Raw genomic sequence first — 22,924 nt, forward strand, 5'->3', positions numbered from 1 at the left:
AAATAATTATGAGTGATATTGTATGGAAACCTCAAAACCCTCAAAAAAGTAGAATGTGGCAATTTATGGAATTTGCTGCTCAAAAGCACTGTCAAGTCTTTGAAAATTATCAGGACATGCATACTTGGTCTATCAAACATCCCGATTCATTTTGGCAAACACTTTGCGAATTTTTTCATTTAAAATTTGATAAACCCCCTCACCAAATTCTTAACTATTATAAGGATATGATCGAAGCACGCTGGTTTACAGGCGCCCAATTTAATTTTGCAGAAAAACTTTTATCGCGTAGAGACCAACATGTCGCATTAGTTAGTCTTAATGAAGATAATCACAGGCAAACAATCAGTTATGAGCAACTGTATATACAGGTTGCTCAATGTGCTGCGGGCCTAAAAGCGATTGGAGTCACGGTAGGTGATCGGGTAGCGGCTTTAATGCCCAATACTTCTTACACCATAATTGCAATGTTAGCCACAACCTCATTAGGAGCAATCTGGTCTTCATGCTCACCTGACTTCGGTGCTCAAGCTGCAATTGATCGGCTAGGGCAAATAACACCCAAAGTTTTATTCATATGTGATGGCCACCAATATCAGGGAAAAAAGCACAGTGGCGTAGAAAAAATCAAACACCTTAATGATGCCATAGCCTCGCTCATACAAATTGTAGTTTGTCCAAATATCAACGAACCTGTAGATATTTCTTTACTTCCTAAAGCACAATTATGGAATAATTTTCTCCGTCCAACAAACCAGTGTGAATTTGTTTCATTACCTTTTGACCACCCCGTTTACATTATGTTTTCCTCAGGAACTACAGGAAAACCCAAATGTATTGTGCACGGTGCTGGAGGTACCTTACTCCAACATCTTAAAGAATTAGGATTACATACTGATCTACATGCCACTGATAACCTATGCTTTTATACTACTTGTGGCTGGATGATGTGGAATTGGACTGTTTCTGCTTTAGCATTAGGAGCAACGCTCACTTTATATGAGGGTTCTCCAACTTATCCTGAAAATGGTCGTTTATTTCAATTAATTGAAGAAGAACAAGTAACAGTCTTTGGGACTAGTGCAAAATTCATTTCTGCTGTTGAAAAAGCCGGGGTGGTTCCTAAAGATGAATATAATTTAACTCACTTACGGTGTATTCTTTCTACAGGCTCCCCACTATTACCTAAAAATTACGATTACGTTTATAGCCAAATCAAAAATGAGGTACAACTATGCTCTATATCAGGGGGCACAGACATTATTTCGTGTTTTGCATTAGGTAATCCAATGCTTCCAATCTACAGAGGTGAGCTACAATGCCTTGGTTTAGGTATGGCAGTAGATGTTTTTGATGAACAAGGTGAGTCCATTCGAGGAGAACGAGGAGAATTAGTTTGTACTGCCCCTTTCCCCTCCATGCCTGTAGGCTTTTGGAATGATCCTGAAAGAGAAGCATATAAACATGCTTATTTTGAGCGTTTTTCTGGTGTTTGGGCTCATGGTGATTTTGCTGAAATCACAAAACATCATGGATTGATTATCTATGGTCGATCCGATGCAGTATTAAATCCGGGAGGAGTACGCATTGGTACTGCTGAAATTTATAGACAAGTAGAAAAAATTGATGAAGTAGTTGATAGCATTGTAATTGGCCAAGATTGGCAGGATGACGTCCGTATCATTTTGTTTGTCAAATTACGTGATGATATAAAACTTACTGAAGAAATCATCAACAAGATACGTTTAACTATTCGACAGAATGCCTCTCCAAGACACGTACCGGCGAAAATTCTGCAAGTTGCGGATATTCCACGGACGATTAGTGGCAAAATTGTGGAAGTAGCAGTTAGGCAAGTAGTTCATGGTTTACCGGTAAATAATTTGCAATCTCTAGCAAACCCACAATCCCTGGATTATTTTAAAAATCGTGAAGAATTACAGCAATAACCCTCGATATTTATAAAGGAGCGATAACAAATTATGCTAAATTTAAAAGTATCACTTTGTTTATATAAACAATATGTGTATAATATTGCACTAGCGTCGATTTGAAATTCAGCTTGCGGGCGCTCAAAAAAAGACTTTTTTTGAAAATACGGCTAAAGCGGATATGATTTCCATTCCTCTAAGTCCTATGTCCGTAATAGCTCAAACTCCTAAAGTTCATGTTTACGTAAACGATCGGATTTGAATGCAGATTTCACGAACATGATGCTAAGGAAACATAACATACAACATAGTATGAGAGACTTCCTAAGCGTTATTTTCAAACGAGATGTGCCAAATGCATCGTTCAAGGAGATGATCTATTACTTACGTCCGCACGCATAAGCCCAGGCTATAATTATGATTGAATTAATTGGATTATCCAAATCCTTTTCTGGAAAAGCTGTCCTGCGTGACATTGATTTATTTATCCAAGAAGGGGAAATTTTTGGGATCATTGGTAAAAGTGGTGCTGGAAAATCTACTTTATTAAGATGTATCAATCTACTAGAACGTCCTGATCAAGGTGATGTCGTGATTGATGGTCAATACTTAACAAGCCTATCCCGAAAAGATTTAGCTTTAGCTCGCCACAAAATGGCCATGATTTTTCAGCACTTTAATTTACTTAGCTCTAAAAATGTCTATGATAATATTGCCCTTCCTATGCGTATTCAGGGATTGGATGAGGAGTTTATCCGGAGAAAAATTGAAGAGTTACTGCCTATAGTGGAGCTCTCTGAGAAGAAACTGGCATATCCAGCACAACTTAGTGGTGGGCAAAAACAAAGAGTAGCAATTGCTCGTGCTTTAAGCTGCTCCCCTAAAATCTTACTCTGTGACGAAGCAACCTCAGCATTAGATCCAGAAACAACAGATTCTATTTTAACATTATTAAAAAAAATTAATGCTCTTTATGGCATTACTATGGTGCTTATTACTCATGAAATGGATGTGGTTAAACGTATCTGCAAACGATTAGCGGTTATGGTGGATGGTGAATTAGCTGAAACAACCTCTCTTGCCAATGTATTTAATAAAAGAGACAGTTTAGCTCGCAGTATGCTTTATGCCCAACTGAGCCCCGAACTACCAGAATGCCTTACTAATAGACTTGCAGACTATGTCACGGATAAACCATTGCTTCGTTTATTTTTTCAAGGCGAGGAAGCAACAGTACCCTTTATTAGTCAAACAAGTCGCGAGTTAAATCTGGATATTAATATCTTACTCGCCAATATTGATCGTTATGATACAGTAACTTGTGGTGTTTTAGTTGTTGAGCTCACCGCACACCAGTTTTTACTAGAAGCATTCATTGAACGCTGTCAGCAAGCCAAACTAACTGTGGAGGTATTAGGCTATGTCCTTCCCAATGGCATATGATTTATTAATCGCGACAGGCGAAACACTATATATGGTAGCCCTAAGTACCCTATTTGCAGTAATATTCGGTTTACCTTTAGGGACATGGCTATACTCATCCAGCCATGTCAAACTAATGCCTCGAATAAACAAAATATTATCCACTGTAATTAATATGGCTCGCTCCATCCCTTTTATAATTTTGTTAGTAGCAATCATTCCGTTTACGCGCCTTATAGTAGGTACTTCAATTGGAATAAATGCCGCGATTGTGCCGCTAACAATTGGAGCAATCCCTTTTTTCGCAAGACTAGTAGATAATGTTTATCGCAGCTTACCTTCAGGACTAATCGAAACAGGATATGCAATGGGTGCCAATACGCGGCAAATCATTTTGCACATTTTATTGCCAGAAGCTAAGCCAGCATTAATTCATGCTATTACGATCACTGCCATTACTTTGGTTAATTATTCAGCTATGGCTGGAACAGTTGGGGCAGGAGGTTTGGGAACTTTAGCAATTAACTATGGATACCAACGCTTTGATGCTGGAATTATGATTTCCACAGTCATCATTTTAATTATTATGGTACAACTAATGCAAATGATCGGAGATTATTTAGCAAAACGTTTTTTACATCATTGAGCGTATGGTGAACACTTAATGGTGTCATATATGGACACTTACGATACATAATCTCAACTTTGGAGTTTTAAATGCGGATTTTAGCTTATTGTGTTTTATTATTAAGTCTTATAGCTTGCCACAAACCCTCGCCACCAAATACTTTGATTATTGGGACAATTGCAGGACCAGAGACGACGCTGGTTGAAACGGCAAAAGAAGTAGCAAAAAATAAATACCATTTAAATATAAAAATCATCACTTTCAATGATTACAATCTACCTAATGAAGCATTGCAAGATGGAAGCTTGGATGCCAATGTTTACCAACACGTACCATATCTCAACGCGGCAATTAAGGCCCATGGTTACCTCTTTGAAGCTATAGGAAGAACTTTTGTATATCCTGTGGGCATTTACTCCAAAAAATACACTTCCTTAAAGCAGTTACCTGAAGGGGCTGTAATTGCAATCCCTAATGACCCAAGTAATGAAATGCGTGCTTTGCAATTATTGGAAAAAGCAAATTTAATTACTCTAAAAAATAGCCATGATACTGGTTTAAAGGATATTGCTACAAATCCACAAAAACTTCAATTTAAAGAAATGGATGCGGCTCAATTGCCCAGAGTGTTGCCGGATGTAGATGCAGCTATAATTAATACAACTTTTGCCCTGCCGGCAGGCTTAAGTCCTTCTCAAGATTCTTTATTTAGTGAAGATAAAGATTCACCCTACGCCAATGTTATTGTGATCCGAAGTGATTCACCCAAAAAAGCAAAATTGGAGTTATTTGTTAAAGCATTTAATTCTCCAGAAGTTAAAGAGAAAGCTAAAAATATATTCGGAGATGCGGCTATTCCTGCCTGGTAGTAAAATTCCCCCGTGAATTTACCAAAACACTAAGATAAAAAAACGTTTGAGCCAAATATGACTCAAACGTTACCTCACCCCGAACTTGATTAATTAGCATACGAAAAAGATAAATTTGATCTATAATGATAAAAAATGATCAAATACGCGCCGAGTCAATCATTCTCTCTTAATGAAAAGATGATATACTTTACTTAACCTAAAGCTTTTGAGGTAGGCTCTATGACATTCAGAAAACGCGCATTTGACTTTCTCGATTCTCGGAAAATTTTAAGAGAACTTACACCCGAAGCGGAAAAAGAACTTCTACAAAAGCTTCGTGATAAAATTGGATTATCTGAATTTGATTTTAAGACTAATGCTTTTAATGATCATGATACCAACAGGACACGCAATTTTTCAGGTTTTAAACTGCAAATTGGCGAAGATAAAGAAAATACTTTTGATAAACTACTGCGTGGAAAGGAACCAGAAAAAGAGAAATTGAAAGAGGAATTTGAAAAGGTATTCAAAAAAGAAGATTTTTATGACACAGCTAAAGAATCATATAATAGATCAATAGCTGCATTCAAAGATATCATCGTTGAAAAAGTCCCTATGCCCTATTCAGCAGAAGATATTCGAGGTGAGCTCACTCGAATTCAAACTAATGCAAGAAATGCCATTGCAGCACAACAAAAATTGGAGCTCGAAAGATTTAAAAAAACGGTAGAAAGTCAAACAGATAATTTGAAAGCGGCTTTAAATATCGATGATGACCAAGAAATAAATAACATCAAGGCCAATCTCATCAAAGAACTCGAAGGCACTCATAAAAAGCAATTAGATGCTTTTGATAAAGCAGCTGCAGAAAACGTCACCCTATTAGATAAAGCAGCGAATGCCCAAATGGAACAATATGTCTTTGCTGCACAAATGGAGAAATACGCTTGGGGACAAACTGATGCCAGAAAACGCCAGGAAATGCTTGATGCAATAGAAGCAGTTAGAATAAAAAAGCTTAAGGAGCAACCGCAAGGAAATGTTTTTGTTGAAACCCATGTTGATCCTAATGGTATGTCAATTTCATCCATCGATCCCAAGGATTTAGACTTTTTTTATACCTTAACAGGGAAAAAAATAGAACAAAAAAAACCGGGTGTTTGGACTATAGAATTTCCTCCTAGAATTTTTGATCCTGGGTACTATCTAACCTATCCAGTAAATCAGGAAAAACCAAAAGCAGATATGCTAGCCCTGGCTCAAGCAATTAGAGCTGCCGGATTTAACGGGATTAAAATGACTGTTGATTTTCCAAATGATCCCTATACCGAAAAACTAAGACTCAAACAAGCTTATGAAGCATGTCTAGATGCTGGATTTCCTCCAGTTGAATTTGGTGATGACGGAAAACCCAAAAAACCACAGTTGATTATATTAATAGATAGCAAAGGTAGAGAAGTAAATATTCAAGAACTTTTCAAAGATGATGGGCCAAAGCTAGGTATGCTTCATCAGCAAGCTAAAGAACAACGTAAAGCTCTTGATGATAGAAAGAATGTTCTGACTCCTTCCAAGAAATCGCCTCCTGAAATCACAAATGCATTGAAGACGGATATGTCTACAGCGAAAAATAAAGGCAAAACTGGACCAGATATACTTACTCCAGAAAAAGAAAAAGAAGTAGAAGCACATGTAGAAAGAGTTCTTAAAGGTCCTAAATAAAACTGGATGCCTTGTTTTAGTGATTAAAACACTGAGACAAGGAAAATTAAACGCTCCCTTTCTCCTATAAATGCTCAAAAAATTCCACTGTTTCCTAAGCCAAAATTCTGGTATTTTATACATTGTTCATGGTTGAAGGCTAAGGAGATGGCTATGGATCCACGTGAATTTGATGAAAATGAGATGGAAATCGAAGATTTTAATGTTGATACAACACTATCCACCGAAACAACTACCTCCACCAAATTAGAAAGAAGAAGGCGTATAGAGGATTTGTTTGAGGAAAAACGTCTTAGAGAAGAGCTCGCTGAATTCGGCTAAAATGAAACACGAAATAAGAGCCAAAATTGTATGAGCAATATATCATCATTTTATACTTCTCAACAAGATTCAACGAGTGTTTCTTCAACATTAGGGACGTTCTAAAGAACGTCGCCTTCCGCGAAAGCGGACGGCCTAAAAAGCACCGCACTTACACTTAACTTCATCTCGGCTTTTTAATTAGAATCACATAAAATCTAATATTTATTCGTATAATAATACTGAAAATTTTACTCTAACTTTTTGAAAAAAAAATAATATCTATCTTATTTATATGACATATAAAAACAATCATTTGGATATTTTTTAACCATCATGATTATAATTAGAATAATTTAATGTCAGTTATGGATAAGAGATCGGGTTATTACTTCGACCCGTTCGGGCTGAGGAGGCGCACCAGCACCGTCTCGAAGCCTTGGCAGGTACTCTCGAATCCGATGCCAAAGCTTCGAGACGGCGTAAACGCCTTCTCAGCTCGAATGGGTCGTGATAGAGACTCGTTATAATTATATCTTTATCCATAACTGGCGTTAATTTAAAACTTTTTTAAGCTGAGGAGAAAGAGGTGAAAAATAAAATCATGAGTAAATCAAATTATAAACATTGGTTATCCAGTATTGTTTGTTTGGGGGTATTGGCTTTAGTCAGTCAAAATGCAGCTGCAGGTGATATGAGTGTTGGTGACATGGCATCAGAAATTACCTCATCTTTTACCAACCTGACTAAACTAATAACCGCTGGTTCTTATTTAGCTGGTTTAGCATTTTCTATTGCGGCGATCATGAAATTTAAACAGCACAAGGATAATCCAACTCAAATTCCAATAGGCACACCAATTGCCTTAGTTTTTATCGCAGCTGGTCTATTATTCTTGCCTTCTATTTTGGGTGTCACCGGAACAACCATGTTCGGCGTTAATGGCGGTGAAACTGCTGGTCCTACTGGTACTGTTTATACTAGTGGCTAGAAATAGCTTGCTTGTATCATAGTCGGATTAATTTCAAAAATCCTCCCTCATCTGAGCGAGGATTTTTTAATATATAAAGCTCATTAAAATTTATAATAAATCAGCCTAGGCATTTCTAATACTTTACTAGTCTAACAATAGATATTTACAAAAGTACACTCTAAAAGTTCATTATTCCGTTCGGTAAGTTTCATTTTGACATCATATTCTTGAGTTTGAAAAATAAATATCAAATCGTACTGTTTTACCATTTACTTGTGCATTTACCGGCAACAAAGGGTTACTTTTTTGTGGCCATTTTACAACTACTCTCTGTTTCGTTCGGGTTATCGCTAGCTGGATCAAATCACGCGCATCATCATCTGTCCCTATTATTTGCTGCAACACCTGCATTTCCTTTTTTACTAATGCCGATTTACTGCGCTCAGGATGCATAGGATCAATATAAATTACATCAGGATAATCTTTTTCTTCAAGTATATGAAAGTAAGAATATGCATCGCCAGCATAAAGAGATAGATGCATTTTTTGTTGCTCAGACTCGCTTCTTCTTAATAATGCATCCGATAATAAAGAAGCCATAACAGGATGACGTTCTATCATTAATACTTCTGCTCCAAAACTGGCTAATATCGCAGCATCTCGCCCCCAGCCTGCTGTTGCATCAATAATTTTAAGTCCAATACCAGGCTTACAAGCACGAATTAAACCTTGCTTTTTTCCTTCTGATTTTCTCTTACTCCAAAATGCGCTACTCAATTCGACCGAAATAGGAGAAAAACCAGGTATTTTTAATGCAAGCTTGTCTTCAGTAACAAAAAGACAAGAGGTTGCCTGCTTGTCCAAAACAAAATTTAACTGTTTTGCAAGTACGTGAGCTTTATCATATAAACTTTCGTGCTCATAACCTACTGTTGTAATCTCAATCATATTTGCAATAATGAAATATCCGCAACACCTTGTAATAAATCCTGTAAGCAGACTAAAAGTGCCAGGCGATTAGACTTTATTGCTTCATCATCCACCATTACCATTACTTTATCAAAAAACGCATCAACCGGTTCTTTCAAAGTGGCGAGTAATTTCAAGAGCGAACTATAGTCAGCAGAGCGATATAAAGGTTCCACTGCTTGAGCAATATGTTTTATGTGAGTGTATAAAGATTTTTCTACCTCTTCTTCAAGAAGTTGTTCTTTGATCGGAGGTAAAACGTGCTTTTCTATTTGAGCAAGCAAATTATTCACTCTTTTGCATGCAGCAGAAAGAGAAGCAGCTTCAGGAAGTGTAACAAATGCTTGTAAGGCATTTAATCGTTTATCTAAATCATACAGCCATTCATCTTGACGAGCACGGCCAGCATGGATTAAATCAATGCTTAATCCCTGCCCTTGATAGTAGGATTGTAGGCGATCCAATATAAAAAGTTTTAATTCATCACGCAGATTCGGCTCAATGGATACGGTAGCTCCATAATGCACAACTGCTTGCTCAATTAAAGGACTTAAATTAAGTGGAGCAGAGGTAGAAATGAGTAACCGAACAACCGCCAAAGCATGACGACGCAATTTAAAAGGATCTTTTACCCCAGAAGGTTTTTGCCCAATAGCAAAAATACCCACTAAAGTATCAATTCTATCTGCTAAAGATAAAGCTAAACCTAAATCAGATTTAGGTAAACCATCCGCAGAAAAACGGGGCATATATTGCTCATTTAGGGCATGTGCAACAACGTGGTCTTCACCATCATTCACTGCGTAATAATACCCCATTAATCCCTGCAACTCTGGGAATTCACCTACCATACCCGTTAACAAATCACACTTACTTAATTGCGCGGCACGTTGTGCTTGATGAACTTCTAAATGTAATGCAGCACTTAAATAAGTCATCATTGCTTCAATTCTCAATGCCTTGTCTAATAAACTCCCTAGTTTTGCTTGAAAAACAACCTGTTCTGTTCCTAGAATTCGTTGACTTAAAGGTTGTTTTTTGTCTTGTCTAAAAAAGAATGCTGCATCGCTTAAACGAGCACGCATTACTTTTTCATTGCCCATAATTACTTGTTCCGGATTGGAGCTAACAATATTTGAAACAGTAATAAAATGAGGCAACAAATTTCCTTGTTTGTCTTTTAGAGCAAAACACTTTTGATGTGACTGCATTGATGCAATTAATGATTCAGCTGGAACTTCAAGAAATTCTTTTTCAAAATCAGCCATTAATGCCTGAGGCCATTCCACAATGGAGGTTACTTCATCAAGCAAGCTTTCAGGCATTATTGCTGTCGCTTGGTAGGATTCTGCCAATTGTTTTATTTGCTCTTGAATTATTTGTTTACGATTGGCAAAATCAGCCATCACAAATGCTTCTTTCATCTGTGCTTCATAACCTTGTGCTGAATGAATAGCAATTTGTTGTGGATGATGAAAACGATGCCCCCTGCTAAAGCGACCGCTTTGAATTCCTAAAAGAGTATATTCTATGACTTCATCACCATAGAGGGTAACTACCCAATGCACAGGTCGTGCAAACTCATCATCACCCGACCCCCACCGCATGGGTTTCGAGATAGGTAACGCCGCTAAAGCCTGGCTAATCAAAGTAGGTAATAAATCTTTAGTTTTATTTCCCGGACTCTGTGTCTCATAGACTATCCAGCTTCCTTTTTCTGTTTCTAATCGAGTCAGCTGCTCCACCTCTACGCCACAAGATTTTGCAAAACCAAGTAAAGCTGATGAAGGCTTACCTTCTTTATCATAAGCAGCAGCCAATGCTGGGCCTCGCCGCATAATATTTTGGCTTTGTTGCTCTGCTTGTAGACCTAAAATAACTACGGCGATACGTCTAGGCGTAGCATAACGCTTTACTTGCCCATAAACTAATTGTGCTTTATCTAATGCAGCTAGTAAGAGATTAGCAAATTCATCAGCCAGAGGCCAAACTGAACCAGAAGGTAACTCTTCACAACCTAATTCAAAAATAAAATCATTGACCATCACACACCTTTTGGTTAAGCATAGGAAAGCCCAAAGCTTCACGTGCCTGATAATAAGCTTGCGCCACTGCTCTTGATAAATGCCTTACCCGTAAAATATATCGCTGCCTTTCCGTAACTGAGATTGCTTTGCGTGCATCGAGTAAATTGAAAGAATGCGATGCTTTAATCACCATTTCATAGGCCGGCAAAGGCAATTGTAAGGAAATTAATTTTTGTGCTTCACTTTCATAATAATCAAACTGCTTAAATAACTCTTCTACATTGGCATGTTCAAAATTATAAGCAGACATTTCAACTTCATTTTGATGGAATACATTACCGTAAGTAACTATTCCGTTTGCTGTGTGACTCCAAGGAAGATCAAATAAATTATCTACACCTAATAAGTACATAGCCAAACGTTCCAGGCCATAAGTGAGTTCACCGGTTACGGGTTTACAGACCAAACCACCCGCTTGCTGAAAATAGGTAAATTGAGATACTTCCATACCATTTTGCCAAACCTCCCAACCTAACCCCCAAGCACCCAGTGTAGGCGACTCCCAGTTATCTTCAACAAAACGAATATCATCTGCTAGAGGGTCTACTCCTAAAGCACGTAAAGAATCCAAATACTTATCTTGGATGTCTAAAGGTGAAGGTTTGAGTACTACCTGAAATTGATAGTAATGCTGCACTCGATTCGGATTATCTCCATAACGACCATCTGTAGGTCTTCGAGAAGGTTGAACATAGGCGGCATACCAAGGTTCGGGACCTATTGCGCGCAAGAAAGTAGCTGGGTGAAAAGTACCCGCGCCAACTTCCATATCAAATGGTTGTAAAATGATACATCCTTGAGCAGCCCAATATTGTTGCAATGTTAGAATAATATCCTGAAATGTAGTTGGTTTTGTCATGAAGGTCTCAACATAACCTAGGTGCAGCGAAGCAGAACCCGGGGGTTTCTAGCACAAATTCCGGGCTCTGCTTCGCTGCACCCGGCTACATATTAACGGTCTTATGAATTACCAGCTGCTTTCTTAATTAACTCTTGTAAGGATTCTTCGCTCGCAGCGCCAGGTATAAATGAAGGCTCTGAACCTGCTTTAAACTGACCACCTGGAGTGGAAGCAATAATAAACGCTGGAGTACCCATCAAGTGTAATTTTTCTGCTAATTCACGGTTTGCATCCAAAATCGCAGTAACGTCTTTGCTTTGCATATCAGTTTTTAACTTCTTCATGTCCAAGCCTAGGGACTTAGCAGTCGCCATCACAATCTGATCATTCAAACGTTTATCAATAGAAATTAGCGCATTATGCATTGCTTGATATTTACCTTGCATACCAGCAGCTAAAGCAGCTCTAGAAGCCAACTCAGAGCTCTTACCAAAAATAGGAAACTCTTTATAAACAACGCGTAAATCGCTGTCTTTTTTAAGTAAACTATCGATAACTGGTGACATTTTTTTGCAATGAATGCATTGATAGTCAAAAAACTCTACTATAGTTACATTACCTTTAGGATTACCTACTACGGTAGTTTTACCTTGGAATAATTGATCTGTATTTTCTTTAATTGCAGATTGCGCTTGTTGCTGCATGTTTTGTTGTTGCTTTTGTTGCAACGCTTGCGAAACTTCCAAGAGTACTTCTGGATTAGCTACTAAATAGTCATGCACTACTTTTTCAATTTCCTTTTTTTGTGCATCAGACATAGGAGTTACAGGATTAGTATCCGCTGCTATTGCAGATGATGCCATAGACACTGTCAGTGCTCCTACTGTTAATAAGCTTTTAAATTTCACGCAGTTCCCCTTATTTAATAGTTAACATAATACCAAAATCCTTTACAAACGGCACCCTAGCATCCACTTGAAGAAAATTCAATAGTTAAGATGTCATTGTACTTATTTTACTTTGGTTCAGACAAAGACAAAACCTAGGTGTTAGGTACATTCATGAAGCCAAGCAGATAAATTACCTTCACCCAGGCTATGTTGCAACAGCCAAATTGGCATAGGCTAAAACAAGCCATTTTACACCATGCTCCCTAAATTTTACCTGGACACGAGTATGCGCACCACTCCCCTCAACTGCTAATACTACTCCCTGACCAAATTTTGCATGAGTCACATTTTGCCCTAGAGCTAATCCTGATGTTTGTGGCGCAACTGAAGGTTTACTTCGAGAAATAGCAGGTGATTGAAAACTCGCTTTTACACGAATCTCCTCAAGGAGCTCCTGAGGTAATTCTCTTAAAAATCGCGAGGGCCGATGATATTCTTCTCGCCCATACTGACGTCTGATTTCAGCATAAGATAAAATCAGTTTACGCATAGCTCGAGTCATACCCACGTAGCATAATCGGCGTTCTTCTTCCAAACGTCCAGGCTCCTCCAAAGACTGTTTTCCAGGAAAAACACCTTCTTCCATACCCACCAAAAAGACCATGGGGAACTCAAGACCCTTAGCAGCATGTAAAGTCATCAAGTGTACATAACGTTCATGTTCACCGGCTTGCATTTCTCCTGCTTCTAATGATGCATGTGCTAAAAATGCATTCACTAAAGGAATTGCTTCATCTTCTTCTTGTTCGTAACAAAATTGTTTCGCGGCATTGATCAACTCTTGTAAGTTATCCAGACGAGACTCTGATTTATCTCCTTTGATTTTACTGAAATGTGCATACAACCCACTCAGCTGAATCACCATGGAGAGCTGCTCATCCAGTTCCATTTCTACAGTGTTTTGTTGCAATTGTTCGATTAATTCAATAAATTTTGCTAATGCAGAACCGGCGCGTTGTGCCATTCCACCTGATTCTAATAAAGTTTTAGCCGCATGCCATAAAGAACATTGTTCTGATTTTGCATAATAACGCAAATCATCCAGCGTTTTTTCACCTATACCACGAGTTGGAAAATTAACCACACGTTCAAAAGCCGTATCATCATCTGGATTAACCAATAAACGTAAATACGCTAAAGCATCTTTTACTTCTGCACGATCAAAGAATCGTAAACCACCATAAATACGATATGCAATTCTCGCACGTAAAAGCGCTTCTTCTAAAGCCCTGGATTGTGCATTTGAACGATATAAAACAGCAATTTCATCCGCGCTGGTACCTTGATTGATTTCCATCATAATGCGTTCACAAACAAAACGTGCTTCATCCAATTCATTAAACGCACTGTAAACAAGAATTTTTTCTCCGGTTGCACCATCAGTCCACAAGTCTTTTCCCATTCGTGAATGATTATTGGTAATTAATGCATTTGCTGCATCAAGTATAGTTGCAGTGGAACGATAATTTTGTTCTAAGCGAATAGTCCGTGTATTGGTAAAGTCTCGAGCGAATTGTTGAATATTCTCCACCTTAGCGCCACGCCAGCCATAAATAGATTGATCATCATCACCAACTGCCAAAACAGCAGTATGCTCACCAGCAAGAAGGCGTATCCATGCATATTGAATTGTATTGGTATCCTGAAATTCATCCACTAAAATCGCTTGAAAACGTTGGCGATAATGATGAAGAATTTCTGGATTATCCCGTAATAACTCATGTGTTCTTAATAACAACTCTGCAAAATCAATCACTCCCGCAGTCTGACAAGCCTGTTCGTACGCTCTATAAATATTAAGTAGTGTTTTACCTGGTCCATAGGATAAGGTATGTACATGTTGTGGTCGTATCCCTTCATCTTTCTGTCCATTAATAAAAGACTGGGCTTGTTTTACCGGCCATTGTTCAGGATCAAGATTTAATGAAGCAATGACTCGTTTAATCATGCGTGCTTGATCTTCTGTATCAAGAATATGAAATAATTCAGGTAAATGCGCCTCTCTGTAATGACGACGAAGCAAGCGATGACATAATCCATGAAATGTTCCGACCCATAACCCCATTATAGGTGTATTTAACATATTGTTTAACCGTGCCCTCATTTCACCAGCCGCTTTGTTAGTAAACGTTACTGCCAAAATGCCATGGGGAGAGATATACTGTTCTGCAATCAACCAAGCGATGCGACTTACCAGTACTTTAGTTTTACCACTTCCAGCACCAGCCAGAACCAATGTGTTACCAAGTGGAGCAGTAACTGCTTCGCGTTGTCGCTCATTCAACTCTCTAAGAATTGCAGCAAGAGTCATAATTAATTCCAGGAAATAATCGATGGTGTATTCTATTAATAGATTCTTTTTCCCGCAAGAAAAGAAAATACAAGATATTATTATAATTATAATCCCCTCTTGCTCAAATCTGAATTTTTACTCAGATTTTAAATCTTATAACTGAGAAACAACTTAGGCCTCAGAACATTATGATTTTTTTGCGCAAACGGCTTTCTTCTACATTCTGTAGTTTTTGTCCAGGCTTATTAATAAGTTATCCAAAACTCCAAATAACTATTTGAAAATTAAAATATATTTAAAAAAATTCTATGATATATCAGCACAATGAATTGAACAAATATAAAAAAATAAGGTTAAATATTACAAGAGATTTAAACTCATAGGTTAAACACTATGCCTAACTTACATCCATTGAATCACATCAATAATGCTGATCCAAAGCTAATAAATTTTATTAACCAGGTTAACCAAGATATAGACAAAATCAATGGGTTAATTAAAGAGTATAATAATACGACTTCAGATAAATAAAGTATCGAAAAACTAAAACAATTCCTCGCTATAAACAAATTGTTGAAAGTATGGCATTAATTCAAGACTTGGTTAAATACGATCCTAAAAATAGAATTTCGTTAAATGACGCCACCAATCGATTGAACAATTTGATGCAAGAAAAAAACACGGTGAAAATAAATTAAGCTCACCTAAACTGGAGAAAGAGATCCCAAAAATCTTATCTAAAAGCCAAGTTAAAATTAATGGAAAAACAGGTATTGATATAATAGGTGAGTTCAAAAACCGAAATCAACAATTGCTAAGAACGGGTAATGATCCAGAAATCGTTGAGAAATTAAAAGATGAATTAGTGGAGATGTTTCACATTCAGCATCATCGAATTGAAGTATCTAAAGAAGAAAATAGACAACTTACCAAGCAAATTCAACTGACAGGGTTTGAAGATAAAGATGAAAATATGAAAAAATTCATCAAAGGAAAAGAGTTATCCATACGTAATAACCTGGGTACTTTTATACAGTTAGAGGACGATTTAAAGGCTGTTTTAATACAACAACAAACAACCAACAGGAAACTATTGATTTACTCCTCTCCATTGAAGATGTGCCCTCATTAGCTGATGAACAAGGGGGGCTTCCTAATTATGCGGCACACTATGGCACTGCCAAAAATAGTACAATCCTGTTGCTCTACGGGGACAACATATATCAACAACAAAGATACCCAGGCAAGAACTCCTTCACTCTGGGCTGCCTATGCAGGTAATCAAGAAGTACTTGAAACATTAATAAAAAATGGAGCTAATCCAAAACTCACTGACTACCAAGGGTTTTCCATTTTACATATTGCCGTGCAAGAAAATAACGATCCCATGGTTCATTGGATAGTCGAAAATGTAGGCCCTTTTTTAGTGAATCAGAATGACTCAAATCATCATAGTCCATTATATTATGCACAAAAAAAAGATTATCCAAAAATTGCGGCATTTCTAAAAAATATAGGCGCTAATGATTGTTGAATTACTTAAACTCATGAGCTACTGTATTCAGTGAAATTTACTGTTGCTTTCAAGCGTCTCCCAGCGCAAAATAAGGCAACATAGCAAATTTCCCAAAAGGACTCATATGCATTCACTCTACCCATCAATAAAACCCTATGCACACCATGAATTAAAAGTCAGTGAGCTGCATACACTTTATATTGAAGAAACAGGAAATCCAAACGGGCTTCCTGTCATAATACTTCATTCTGGCCCTGGAGTTTCTTCTGGAGATGGGTATCTAAGACGTTTTTTTGATCCTCAACATTACCGAATCATCCTTTTTGACCAACGTGGATGTGGACGCTCTACACCACATTTAGAACTTCGTGAAAACACAACTCACTTTTTACTTGATGATATCGACGCCATTCGAGATTTTTTGGGATTGTCTGAGTTTGTGCTGTCTGGTGGAGGATGGGGATCATTGCTTGCTTTACTGTATGCACAAAAGTTCCCTCAACAAATTAAAGCACTACAACTTCATCAAATTTTTTTAGGAAGACAACAAGATTGTGATTGGTTTTATAAACAAGGTACCAATTTATTTTATCCTGATTATTGGCAAGAATTTATAAGTAGTGTCCCTGAAAATATGCTCAACGAGATCCCACAATACTATGCCAATTGCTTACAAGGAACAAACGAATTAGCCCGCATGAGCGCTGCAAAATCCTGGGCATTATGGGAAGCCCGATGCAGCAGTTTACAACCTCATTTATATGTTATTGACCAATTTAGTGATCCTCATTTTGCTTTAACTCTTGCAACATTAGAATCTCATTACATGAAAAATCACTTCTTCATTGAAGAAAATCAGGTATTAGCTAACGTTCATAAAATAAGACATATCCCAACATATATTGTTCATGGGCGCTTTGATTTAATTTCTCCTTTAGCGGGGGCTTTTGAATTGCATCAAGCGATCCCTGCCTCTAATTTAAGAGTAGTTCGTGATGCAGGACACTCAGATAGGGAATCTGGAATTATTGATGCTTTAATTTATGCAAGTAAAGAAATTTCCAAGCAGGGACTCGACGCATGTTAGTTGTAATTCAAAGAGTATCTCATGCCCGAGTAGACATTGCAGATAAAACGATAGCTAACATTAATAAAGGATTACTAATACTCTGTGGTTTTGAACCTAATGATACAGAACATAATATTAATAAAATGTTAGATAGATGCATCAATTATCGTATTTTTGACGATGGGCAAGGCAAAATGAATTTAAGTCTTAAAGAAATCAATGGTGATTTATTACTAGTACCACAATTTACTTTAATGGCAGACACACAAAAAGGATTGCGTCCCAGCTTTTCAAATGCAGCGCCCCCAGAGCTTGGACGGCGATTATTTGATAATTTGCTTACTCGTTCTGCCCAAATCTTTCCCAAGATTCAAAGTGGATGTTTTGGCGCCAACATGCAAGTTCATTTATGTAATGACGGTCCTGTAACCTTTTTATTAAAATTTTAGCGTGCATTAAAAATAGATCCTAGAAAACAAATGGATTAACTGGAAATCAATCATAAACTGGATGGTTTGCAAGAACAGTAAACTCGTGTAACATCTCCAATAAAATAAATAATAAAAAAAATCATGCGATTCATCTCATTAGTTATCAGTGTTACAAGTAGTCTCATTTTATCTGGTTGCGTTTGTAAAGGCACTAATCCCGCAGATCCCTTTGAACCTTTTAACCGCAAGGTATACAAATTTAATACTGCCCTTGATAATTTACTTTTAAAGCCTCCAGCAAAAGTGTACAGAGCGGTAATTCCGGCTCCTGTTCGAAAAAGTATTAATAATTTTTACAATAACCTAGATCTTATTCCTACAGTAGGAAATGATCTCTTACAAGCGCAAGGAAAATGGGCAATTCGTGACTCGTGGCGTTTCATCATCAACTCTTCTTTAGGTGTGGGTGGTTTATTTGATGTAGCGAAAACCTTTGGTTTACCCCCTCACTCAAATGATTTGGGTCTGACACTCGCTAAGTGGGGAGATAAAAATTCTCCTTACCTTGTTATACCCTTCTTAGGCCCAAGCACACTTCGAGATGGAGCTGGATGGCTTTTCCAATTTGCATTATACAGCCCTTATGTTTATATAAATGATGATACCGTCATCTACAGCTTATTAGCACTTCGTTATATTGATTTACGTTCTCAATTATTTGATACGGATCGTATAATGGATGAAGCTTTTGATAAGTACGCATTTATGCGTGATGCATATTTACAATATAGAAACCATCTTATTACTGGCGCTGAACCTGATAGTGGCACTCTTTATTCTTCAGATAAAAAAGCAGAACAAAATGCCGAGGCAGATGTTGGCGGTGATTATGTAGATGAATAAGTTATCAAAAAGATCATCACCCTCTGTAAAAGCAGAGGGTAAAATAACTCACCAACAGTAAAAGTAAACGTGCACCGGGTATGTCATTTTTGAGCGTCAGGATGTTGTCATTGCAAATGAAGTCCAATTCAAATCCTCAAACATATCCAGGAACACTTACCTAATAAAATACTGGTTTATTGAGGCTGTAAACTCAGAAATTCTCAACTTCTCTATGAAGTTATCTACTACGATAAATCGTCTCAAGAGAGCTTAAAAAATCACCAGCAATATCTAAATTGGTTTCAGCTTCTATTTCACGTAGGCAGGTCGGACTTGTAACATTAATTTCAGTTAAATAATCTCCTATCACATCGATACCCACAAAATATAAACCTTTTCCTTTAAGCGTAGGAGCAATTTGCTCACAAAGCCATCTATCTCTAGTGGTGATAGGTACGACTTCTCCTCGAGCTCCTGCTGCCAAATTACCTCGTAAGTCTCCTTCCGCAGGAATACGGGCCAAAGCATAAGGAACAGGTTGACCATTAATTAACAAAATACGCTTATCTCCCGCCGTCTTTATTTCATGAATATAGCGTTGGGCAATGATCGTTTGCGTCTGATTTTTAGTTAATACTTCCAAAATCACTGCCAAATTTTTCCCTTGTTCTTCAACATGAAATACAGAGTTTCCACCCATTCCTTCCAAGGGCTTAAAAATTACCTGCTTATGCTCCTCCCAAAATGCTTTCAATCGTCTTATATTCTTAGAGACAAGTGTCGTAGGACAACATTGTGGAAAATTCAAAGTAAAAAATTTTTCATTGGCATCACGTAACGCTTGTGGATTATTTGCGACTAAAACGCCTTCACGCTCTGCAAGATCCAAGAAATAAGTGGTATAAATATATTCTGTATTAAAAGGAGGATCTTTACGCATCAAAATAATATCAAATGTACCTAAAGGCTTTTCCCCAAGGTTTGTTATTTTAGCCCAATCTTTACTATATAAATCACCAATACTTAACTCATAGACTTGCGCAAAAGCACGTCCCTCTTTGCAGAATAAATCTTCTTGGGTAAAAACAACACAAGACCATCCCAACTCTTGTGCTCTTTTGAGCAGAGCAAGAGTAGTATCTTTATAGGGTTTTAATAGGTCTATTGGATCGAGTAATATTCCTAATTGCATTATTCACCCCCAATTGCCGCAATTTCCTTTGCTGCAGCAAGAGCTGCTAAACGCGCAATCACACCATACACATAAAAACGATTCGGATAATCAACTTCAGTCAAATCATCACAAGGCATATTGCACGCTTGAGCAAAAGCCAAAGGTTCAAAATGCATTCCAGGCGCATTAAGATTTTCATCAATACCACGTTCTTTATGAACCCTATAAAATCCACCAACTACAAACTGACCAATCATATAAACTACTGGCTCAGCAACAGAACCATTTGGCATAGTTTCAAAAGTATATACACCCTCTTGAACAATGACTCTGTCTACTTTACGACCGCCTTTACTCGCCGACATCCGGGTGCGTTGCTTTCTATTAAGCAAACGAACTTCATCAGCATCATGTACCATCATAACACTCATTCCATAAGTACCATTATCAGCCTTAATGACAACAAATGGATTCTCTTTAATGCCATAAGTCGCATATTTATCTTTCATTAAAGTTAAAATTTTCTCCACTTCAATGGCTAATTTATCAATGCCTTCCTGTGCCATAAAATCAATACCTTCTATAGCGCTAAAATAAGGATTAATCAGCCAAGAATCCATACCCACTAATTCGGAAAACTCATTAGCCACTTCCTCATAAAAATTAAAATGTTTAGATTTTAATCTTGAAAACCATCCTAACTGCGCTGTAGGCCTTATTTTTTGTTGGATGTCTTGTAAAACTTCGGGAACACCTTGAGATAAGTCATTATTTAACAAAAGAAAACAAGGATTAAAATCAGTTAGACCTACACGGTTATCCTGACGCTGTATCGGTTCCAACAATAACGTTTCACCGCTTTCAAGAACAACTTCCGTAGGCTCGATTATCTCCGGATCTAAGCTGCCGATGCGTACAACAAAACCAGCTTTTATAAAAATTGTTTTTAATACATTAAGACTTTGCAAATAAAATTTATTCCGAGTATGACTTTCTGGAATCAACAAAATTTTAGTACAGTCAGGGATATAATCAATTAATACAGACTGGGCTGCTTGAATGCATAGGGGAAGAAATTCGAGATTTAAATTATTAAATCCTGCTGGAAATAAATTGGTATCCACAGGAGCTATTTTAAAGCCCGCATGCCGTAAATCAACAGACGATGTTAATGGAGGAGGCGTTTTCTTCCATTGGTGTCTAAACCAAGTTTCAATAGCTGCAATTTGATTTAAAACAATTTTTTCTACATGAAACAAAGGTCCGGAGTGCGCAGTAGTCAAATGAGGAACAGGAATTTCATGTGCATTCATACTTTATCTCTTATTATTTTTTCAACGATGTTACCGAGGTTAGCATAGAAATAAAAGATTTTATTAATTTTCTGTTATTATATATAACAGTCATGCAAATTAAATTCACAAATTCAAGGAGCCTCTGTTTATGATTAATGAACTAGCCCAACAATTTGCTGCACAAATACAAACTTTTCTTTATATCATGACATTAATTAATGGCATTTTACATTTAATTTTTGCTGGCGCTGTAGCTCATGATGCTGGAAATATGAATCAAATGGGACAACGACCTGTTCTTGTTTCCGCAGCTACCTGGGCATTTGCAACTTTAATAGGTGGTGTATTTATAGCAGCAATATATTGGTTATTACATCACTCCACATTAACAAGACCGGTAAGAGAAACTCGTTATGATAAACCCCAATATTAAAACAATAAATGTGCATGAACTTAAAAATAAAATGAAAAATTGTCCTGATCTTTGTTTAATTGATGTGCGAGAATTAATGGAGTGGGAAGAATTTCATATACCCGGTGCAATTCATATACCTAAAGACAGTATCGCGTCTTCTATTGAGTCTAAAATTTCAAATAAAAATCAAGCCATTTATTTGCACTGTAAATCAGGGGTACGATCTTTATATGCAGCCCAATCTTTAATAGCTTTAGGATATCAAGAAGTCTACTCTGTTGATGGGGGAATAATTGAGTGGGCTTTATCTGGCTATCCTATAGAGCAAAGACACAATTTCTAATCAGTCTAGCCCGAGAAACAATGTAATCCTTTGGAATTAGTGTCTATAACACCAATTCCAAACTCTGAAACGCTCATATCTGAAATTTAAAGGATGAAATCACTTAACGACTACATCTATACATAAGTGGTTCTTCTTGCTCTTTGCTGGGATCAACCATAGCAGTGTTAGACTTCTCTGCAAATAAACCAAAAGTCTGTGTCGCAGATTTCTTATCAGGTTCTTTGGCTAGCTGCTCCTCTTTAGCAAGTTTTACTTGCTCTAACTCGGATGCCTTTATTTTTTCTATCAAATCAGAAAGTACTTTTTCAACATCATACCCTCTAATTCTTTTTTTTGAAAAAATCTGCTGACGTTCTTCTAAATAGCCATTTATAGGAACATTAGGATCTAAATATACATGTTCACGCATAAATTGAATTAGTGCACTATACATATCCTGTAAATCTTTTGAATCTGGCTTATTTTCTTTAGTAAGATCAAGTGATGTTCTTAATGAGTTATATAAATTACTATTTGTTGGGCTCAAAAAAACCGAAGTAACCATGCCTTGATAGCTTTCATCAATTTGATTCCAAATATAAAATGCAGCGGCATTAAGAATACAGGTTTTATTTTCAATGTCTGATCGATTAAGTCCCCCGATAACAGCAAGAAGATACTTACACTGCGTGGCTCTTTCCGGATGAGTTTTATAAAGAGTTCTTAATGCGGTTTTTAAATCTTTATCATAAATCCTATGATGCTTTAATTCGGTTGCTATACTTTCCTTAATATATTTTTCCAATAATTTATGCTCTACATACTGAAAACCCATTTCTGCTCTCCT

Annotated in this window: 23 protein-coding genes; 15 read left to right on the forward strand and 8 right to left on the reverse strand. The window is 37.2% G+C overall.

The features are described from left to right. The first annotated feature begins 8 nt into the window (after positions 1–8). From DYH34_RS12390 to DYH34_RS12415, 7 genes are all read left to right on the forward strand, one after another. Entirely contained in the window at positions 9–1,949 is a 1,941-nt protein-coding gene (locus tag DYH34_RS12390; RefSeq protein ID WP_058464730.1) for an acetoacetate--CoA ligase, read from the forward strand. A gap of 399 nt (positions 1,950–2,348) precedes the next feature. Continuing rightward, positions 2,349–3,374, forward strand: a complete 1,026-nt coding sequence (locus DYH34_RS12395; RefSeq protein ID WP_058464731.1) for a methionine ABC transporter ATP-binding protein — start codon at positions 2,349–2,351, stop codon at positions 3,372–3,374. Then, positions 3,352–3,999, forward strand: coding sequence for a methionine ABC transporter permease (locus DYH34_RS12400; protein ID WP_058464732.1), 648 nt, complete (start codon positions 3,352–3,354; stop codon positions 3,997–3,999). The genes DYH34_RS12395 and DYH34_RS12400 overlap by 23 nt, the downstream gene beginning before the upstream one ends. A gap of 71 nt (positions 4,000–4,070) precedes the next feature. Further along, a complete protein-coding gene (locus DYH34_RS12405; RefSeq protein WP_058464733.1) occupies positions 4,071–4,850 on the forward strand; it encodes a MetQ/NlpA family ABC transporter substrate-binding protein in 780 nt (259 codons plus the stop codon). 222 nt (positions 4,851–5,072) lie between these two features. Next, a complete protein-coding gene (locus tag DYH34_RS12410) occupies positions 5,073–6,554 on the forward strand; it encodes a hypothetical protein (RefSeq protein ID WP_058464734.1) in 1,482 nt (493 codons plus the stop codon). Between the two features lie 153 nt (positions 6,555–6,707). Then, positions 6,708–6,875, forward strand: a complete 168-nt coding sequence (locus DYH34_RS18090; protein ID WP_165481787.1) for a PA3496 family putative envelope integrity protein — start codon at positions 6,708–6,710, stop codon at positions 6,873–6,875. A gap of 583 nt (positions 6,876–7,458) precedes the next feature. Next, on the forward strand, positions 7,459–7,845 hold the full coding sequence (locus DYH34_RS12415) for a hypothetical protein (RefSeq protein ID WP_058464753.1): 387 nt from the start codon (positions 7,459–7,461) through the stop codon (positions 7,843–7,845). A gap of 201 nt (positions 7,846–8,046) precedes the next feature. On the opposite strand, the gene DYH34_RS12420 is transcribed toward DYH34_RS12415, so the two are convergent. From DYH34_RS12420 to uvrD, 5 genes are all read right to left on the reverse strand, one after another. After that, positions 8,047–8,775, reverse strand: a complete 729-nt coding sequence (locus DYH34_RS12420) for a class I SAM-dependent methyltransferase (RefSeq protein ID WP_058464735.1) — start codon at positions 8,773–8,775, stop codon at positions 8,047–8,049. Continuing rightward, entirely contained in the window at positions 8,772–10,841 is a 2,070-nt protein-coding gene (glyS, locus tag DYH34_RS12425; protein WP_058464736.1) for a glycine--tRNA ligase subunit beta, read from the reverse strand. Before glyS ends, DYH34_RS12420 begins: the two co-directional genes overlap by 4 nt. Further along, positions 10,831–11,742, reverse strand: a complete 912-nt coding sequence (gene glyQ, locus DYH34_RS12430) for a glycine--tRNA ligase subunit alpha (protein WP_058464737.1) — start codon at positions 11,740–11,742, stop codon at positions 10,831–10,833. The genes glyS and glyQ overlap by 11 nt, the downstream gene beginning before the upstream one ends. A gap of 101 nt (positions 11,743–11,843) precedes the next feature. Next, complete coding sequence (locus DYH34_RS12435) at positions 11,844–12,632, reverse strand: DsbA family protein (RefSeq protein WP_058464738.1); 789 nt, start codon at positions 12,630–12,632, stop codon at positions 11,844–11,846. Between the two features lie 187 nt (positions 12,633–12,819). Further along, complete coding sequence (gene uvrD, locus DYH34_RS12440) at positions 12,820–14,985, reverse strand: DNA helicase II (protein ID WP_058464739.1); 2,166 nt, start codon at positions 14,983–14,985, stop codon at positions 12,820–12,822. Positions 14,986–15,360: 375 nt separating this feature from the next. Between uvrD and DYH34_RS18095 the strand changes: the two genes are divergently transcribed. The 6 genes from DYH34_RS18095 to DYH34_RS12465 all read left to right on the forward strand — a co-directional run bounded on the left by DYH34_RS18095 (position 15,361) and on the right by DYH34_RS12465 (position 18,886). Continuing rightward, positions 15,361–15,498: a hypothetical protein gene (locus DYH34_RS18095; RefSeq protein ID WP_172465418.1), complete on the forward strand. Its 138-nt coding sequence runs from the start codon at positions 15,361–15,363 to the stop codon at positions 15,496–15,498. A 280-nt stretch (positions 15,499–15,778) separates the two neighbouring features. Beyond that, entirely contained in the window at positions 15,779–16,099 is a 321-nt protein-coding gene (locus DYH34_RS12445; RefSeq protein ID WP_058464740.1) for a hypothetical protein, read from the forward strand. Between the two features lie 27 nt (positions 16,100–16,126). Continuing rightward, positions 16,127–16,501, forward strand: a complete 375-nt coding sequence (locus DYH34_RS12450; RefSeq protein ID WP_162263054.1) for an ankyrin repeat domain-containing protein — start codon at positions 16,127–16,129, stop codon at positions 16,499–16,501. Between the two features lie 106 nt (positions 16,502–16,607). After that, positions 16,608–17,570: a prolyl aminopeptidase gene (gene pip / locus DYH34_RS12455; RefSeq protein WP_058464742.1), complete on the forward strand. Its 963-nt coding sequence runs from the start codon at positions 16,608–16,610 to the stop codon at positions 17,568–17,570. Continuing rightward, positions 17,564–18,001 carry a D-aminoacyl-tRNA deacylase gene (gene dtd, locus DYH34_RS12460; RefSeq protein ID WP_058464743.1) on the forward strand — a complete coding sequence of 146 codons (438 nt, stop codon included), beginning with the start codon at positions 17,564–17,566 and terminating at the stop codon, positions 17,999–18,001. Before pip ends, dtd begins: the two co-directional genes overlap by 7 nt. 123 nt (positions 18,002–18,124) lie before the next feature. After that, positions 18,125–18,886 carry an MlaA family lipoprotein gene (locus DYH34_RS12465; protein ID WP_058464744.1) on the forward strand — a complete coding sequence of 254 codons (762 nt, stop codon included), beginning with the start codon at positions 18,125–18,127 and terminating at the stop codon, positions 18,884–18,886. 220 nt (positions 18,887–19,106) lie between these two features. Here DYH34_RS12465 and gshB read toward each other — a convergent pair whose 3' ends face one another. Continuing rightward, positions 19,107–20,060, reverse strand: coding sequence for a glutathione synthase (gene gshB, locus DYH34_RS12470; protein ID WP_058464745.1), 954 nt, complete (start codon positions 20,058–20,060; stop codon positions 19,107–19,109). Next, complete coding sequence (gene gshA, locus DYH34_RS12475) at positions 20,060–21,355, reverse strand: glutamate--cysteine ligase (protein ID WP_058464746.1); 1,296 nt, start codon at positions 21,353–21,355, stop codon at positions 20,060–20,062. Before gshA ends, gshB begins: the two co-directional genes overlap by 1 nt. A gap of 130 nt (positions 21,356–21,485) precedes the next feature. On the opposite strand from gshA, the gene DYH34_RS12480 reads away from it, so the two are divergent. Beyond that, positions 21,486–21,770, forward strand: a complete 285-nt coding sequence (locus DYH34_RS12480; RefSeq protein ID WP_058464747.1) for a hypothetical protein — start codon at positions 21,486–21,488, stop codon at positions 21,768–21,770. Continuing rightward, a complete protein-coding gene (locus tag DYH34_RS12485) occupies positions 21,751–22,095 on the forward strand; it encodes a rhodanese-like domain-containing protein (protein ID WP_058464748.1) in 345 nt (114 codons plus the stop codon). Before DYH34_RS12480 ends, DYH34_RS12485 begins: the two co-directional genes overlap by 20 nt. A 103-nt stretch (positions 22,096–22,198) precedes the next feature. On the opposite strand, the gene DYH34_RS12490 is transcribed toward DYH34_RS12485, so the two are convergent. After that, entirely contained in the window at positions 22,199–22,912 is a 714-nt protein-coding gene (locus DYH34_RS12490; protein WP_058464749.1) for a hypothetical protein, read from the reverse strand. Between the last annotated feature and the right edge of the window lie 12 nt (positions 22,913–22,924).

The organism is Legionella cincinnatiensis (assembly GCF_900452415.1).
Classification (GTDB): domain Bacteria; phylum Pseudomonadota; class Gammaproteobacteria; order Legionellales; family Legionellaceae; genus Legionella; species Legionella cincinnatiensis.

Bases quoted from the DNA above. Each gene is read 5' to 3' on its own strand.
- DYH34_RS12390 (WP_058464730.1), top strand. From the start codon at position 9: ATGAGTGATATTGTATGGAAACCTCAAAACCCTCAAAAAAGTAGAATG.
- DYH34_RS12395 (WP_058464731.1), top strand. From the start codon at position 2,349: ATGATTGAATTAATTGGATTATCCAAATCCTTTTCTGGAAAAGCTGTC.
- DYH34_RS12400 (WP_058464732.1), top strand. From the start codon at position 3,352: ATGTCCTTCCCAATGGCATATGATTTATTAATCGCGACAGGCGAAACA.
- DYH34_RS12405 (WP_058464733.1), top strand. From the start codon at position 4,071: ATGCGGATTTTAGCTTATTGTGTTTTATTATTAAGTCTTATAGCTTGC.
- DYH34_RS12410 (WP_058464734.1), top strand. From the start codon at position 5,073: ATGACATTCAGAAAACGCGCATTTGACTTTCTCGATTCTCGGAAAATT.
- DYH34_RS18090 (WP_165481787.1), top strand. From the start codon at position 6,708: ATGGATCCACGTGAATTTGATGAAAATGAGATGGAAATCGAAGATTTT.
- DYH34_RS12415 (WP_058464753.1), top strand. From the start codon at position 7,459: ATGAGTAAATCAAATTATAAACATTGGTTATCCAGTATTGTTTGTTTG.
- DYH34_RS12420 (WP_058464735.1), bottom strand. From the start codon at position 8,775: ATGATTGAGATTACAACAGTAGGTTATGAGCACGAAAGTTTATATGAT.
- glyS (WP_058464736.1), bottom strand. From the start codon at position 10,841: ATGGTCAATGATTTTATTTTTGAATTAGGTTGTGAAGAGTTACCTTCT.
- glyQ (WP_058464737.1), bottom strand. From the start codon at position 11,742: ATGACAAAACCAACTACATTTCAGGATATTATTCTAACATTGCAACAA.
- uvrD (WP_058464739.1), bottom strand. From the start codon at position 14,985: ATGACTCTTGCTGCAATTCTTAGAGAGTTGAATGAGCGACAACGCGAA.
- DYH34_RS18095 (WP_172465418.1), top strand. From the start codon at position 15,361: ATGCCTAACTTACATCCATTGAATCACATCAATAATGCTGATCCAAAG.
- DYH34_RS12450 (WP_162263054.1), top strand. From the start codon at position 16,127: ATGCGGCACACTATGGCACTGCCAAAAATAGTACAATCCTGTTGCTCT.
- pip (WP_058464742.1), top strand. From the start codon at position 16,608: ATGCATTCACTCTACCCATCAATAAAACCCTATGCACACCATGAATTA.
- dtd (WP_058464743.1), top strand. From the start codon at position 17,564: ATGTTAGTTGTAATTCAAAGAGTATCTCATGCCCGAGTAGACATTGCA.
- DYH34_RS12465 (WP_058464744.1), top strand. From the start codon at position 18,125: ATGCGATTCATCTCATTAGTTATCAGTGTTACAAGTAGTCTCATTTTA.
- gshB (WP_058464745.1), bottom strand. From the start codon at position 20,060: ATGCAATTAGGAATATTACTCGATCCAATAGACCTATTAAAACCCTAT.
- gshA (WP_058464746.1), bottom strand. From the start codon at position 21,355: ATGAATGCACATGAAATTCCTGTTCCTCATTTGACTACTGCGCACTCC.
- DYH34_RS12480 (WP_058464747.1), top strand. From the start codon at position 21,486: ATGATTAATGAACTAGCCCAACAATTTGCTGCACAAATACAAACTTTT.
- DYH34_RS12485 (WP_058464748.1), top strand. From the start codon at position 21,751: ATGATAAACCCCAATATTAAAACAATAAATGTGCATGAACTTAAAAAT.
- DYH34_RS12490 (WP_058464749.1), bottom strand. From the start codon at position 22,912: ATGGGTTTTCAGTATGTAGAGCATAAATTATTGGAAAAATATATTAAG.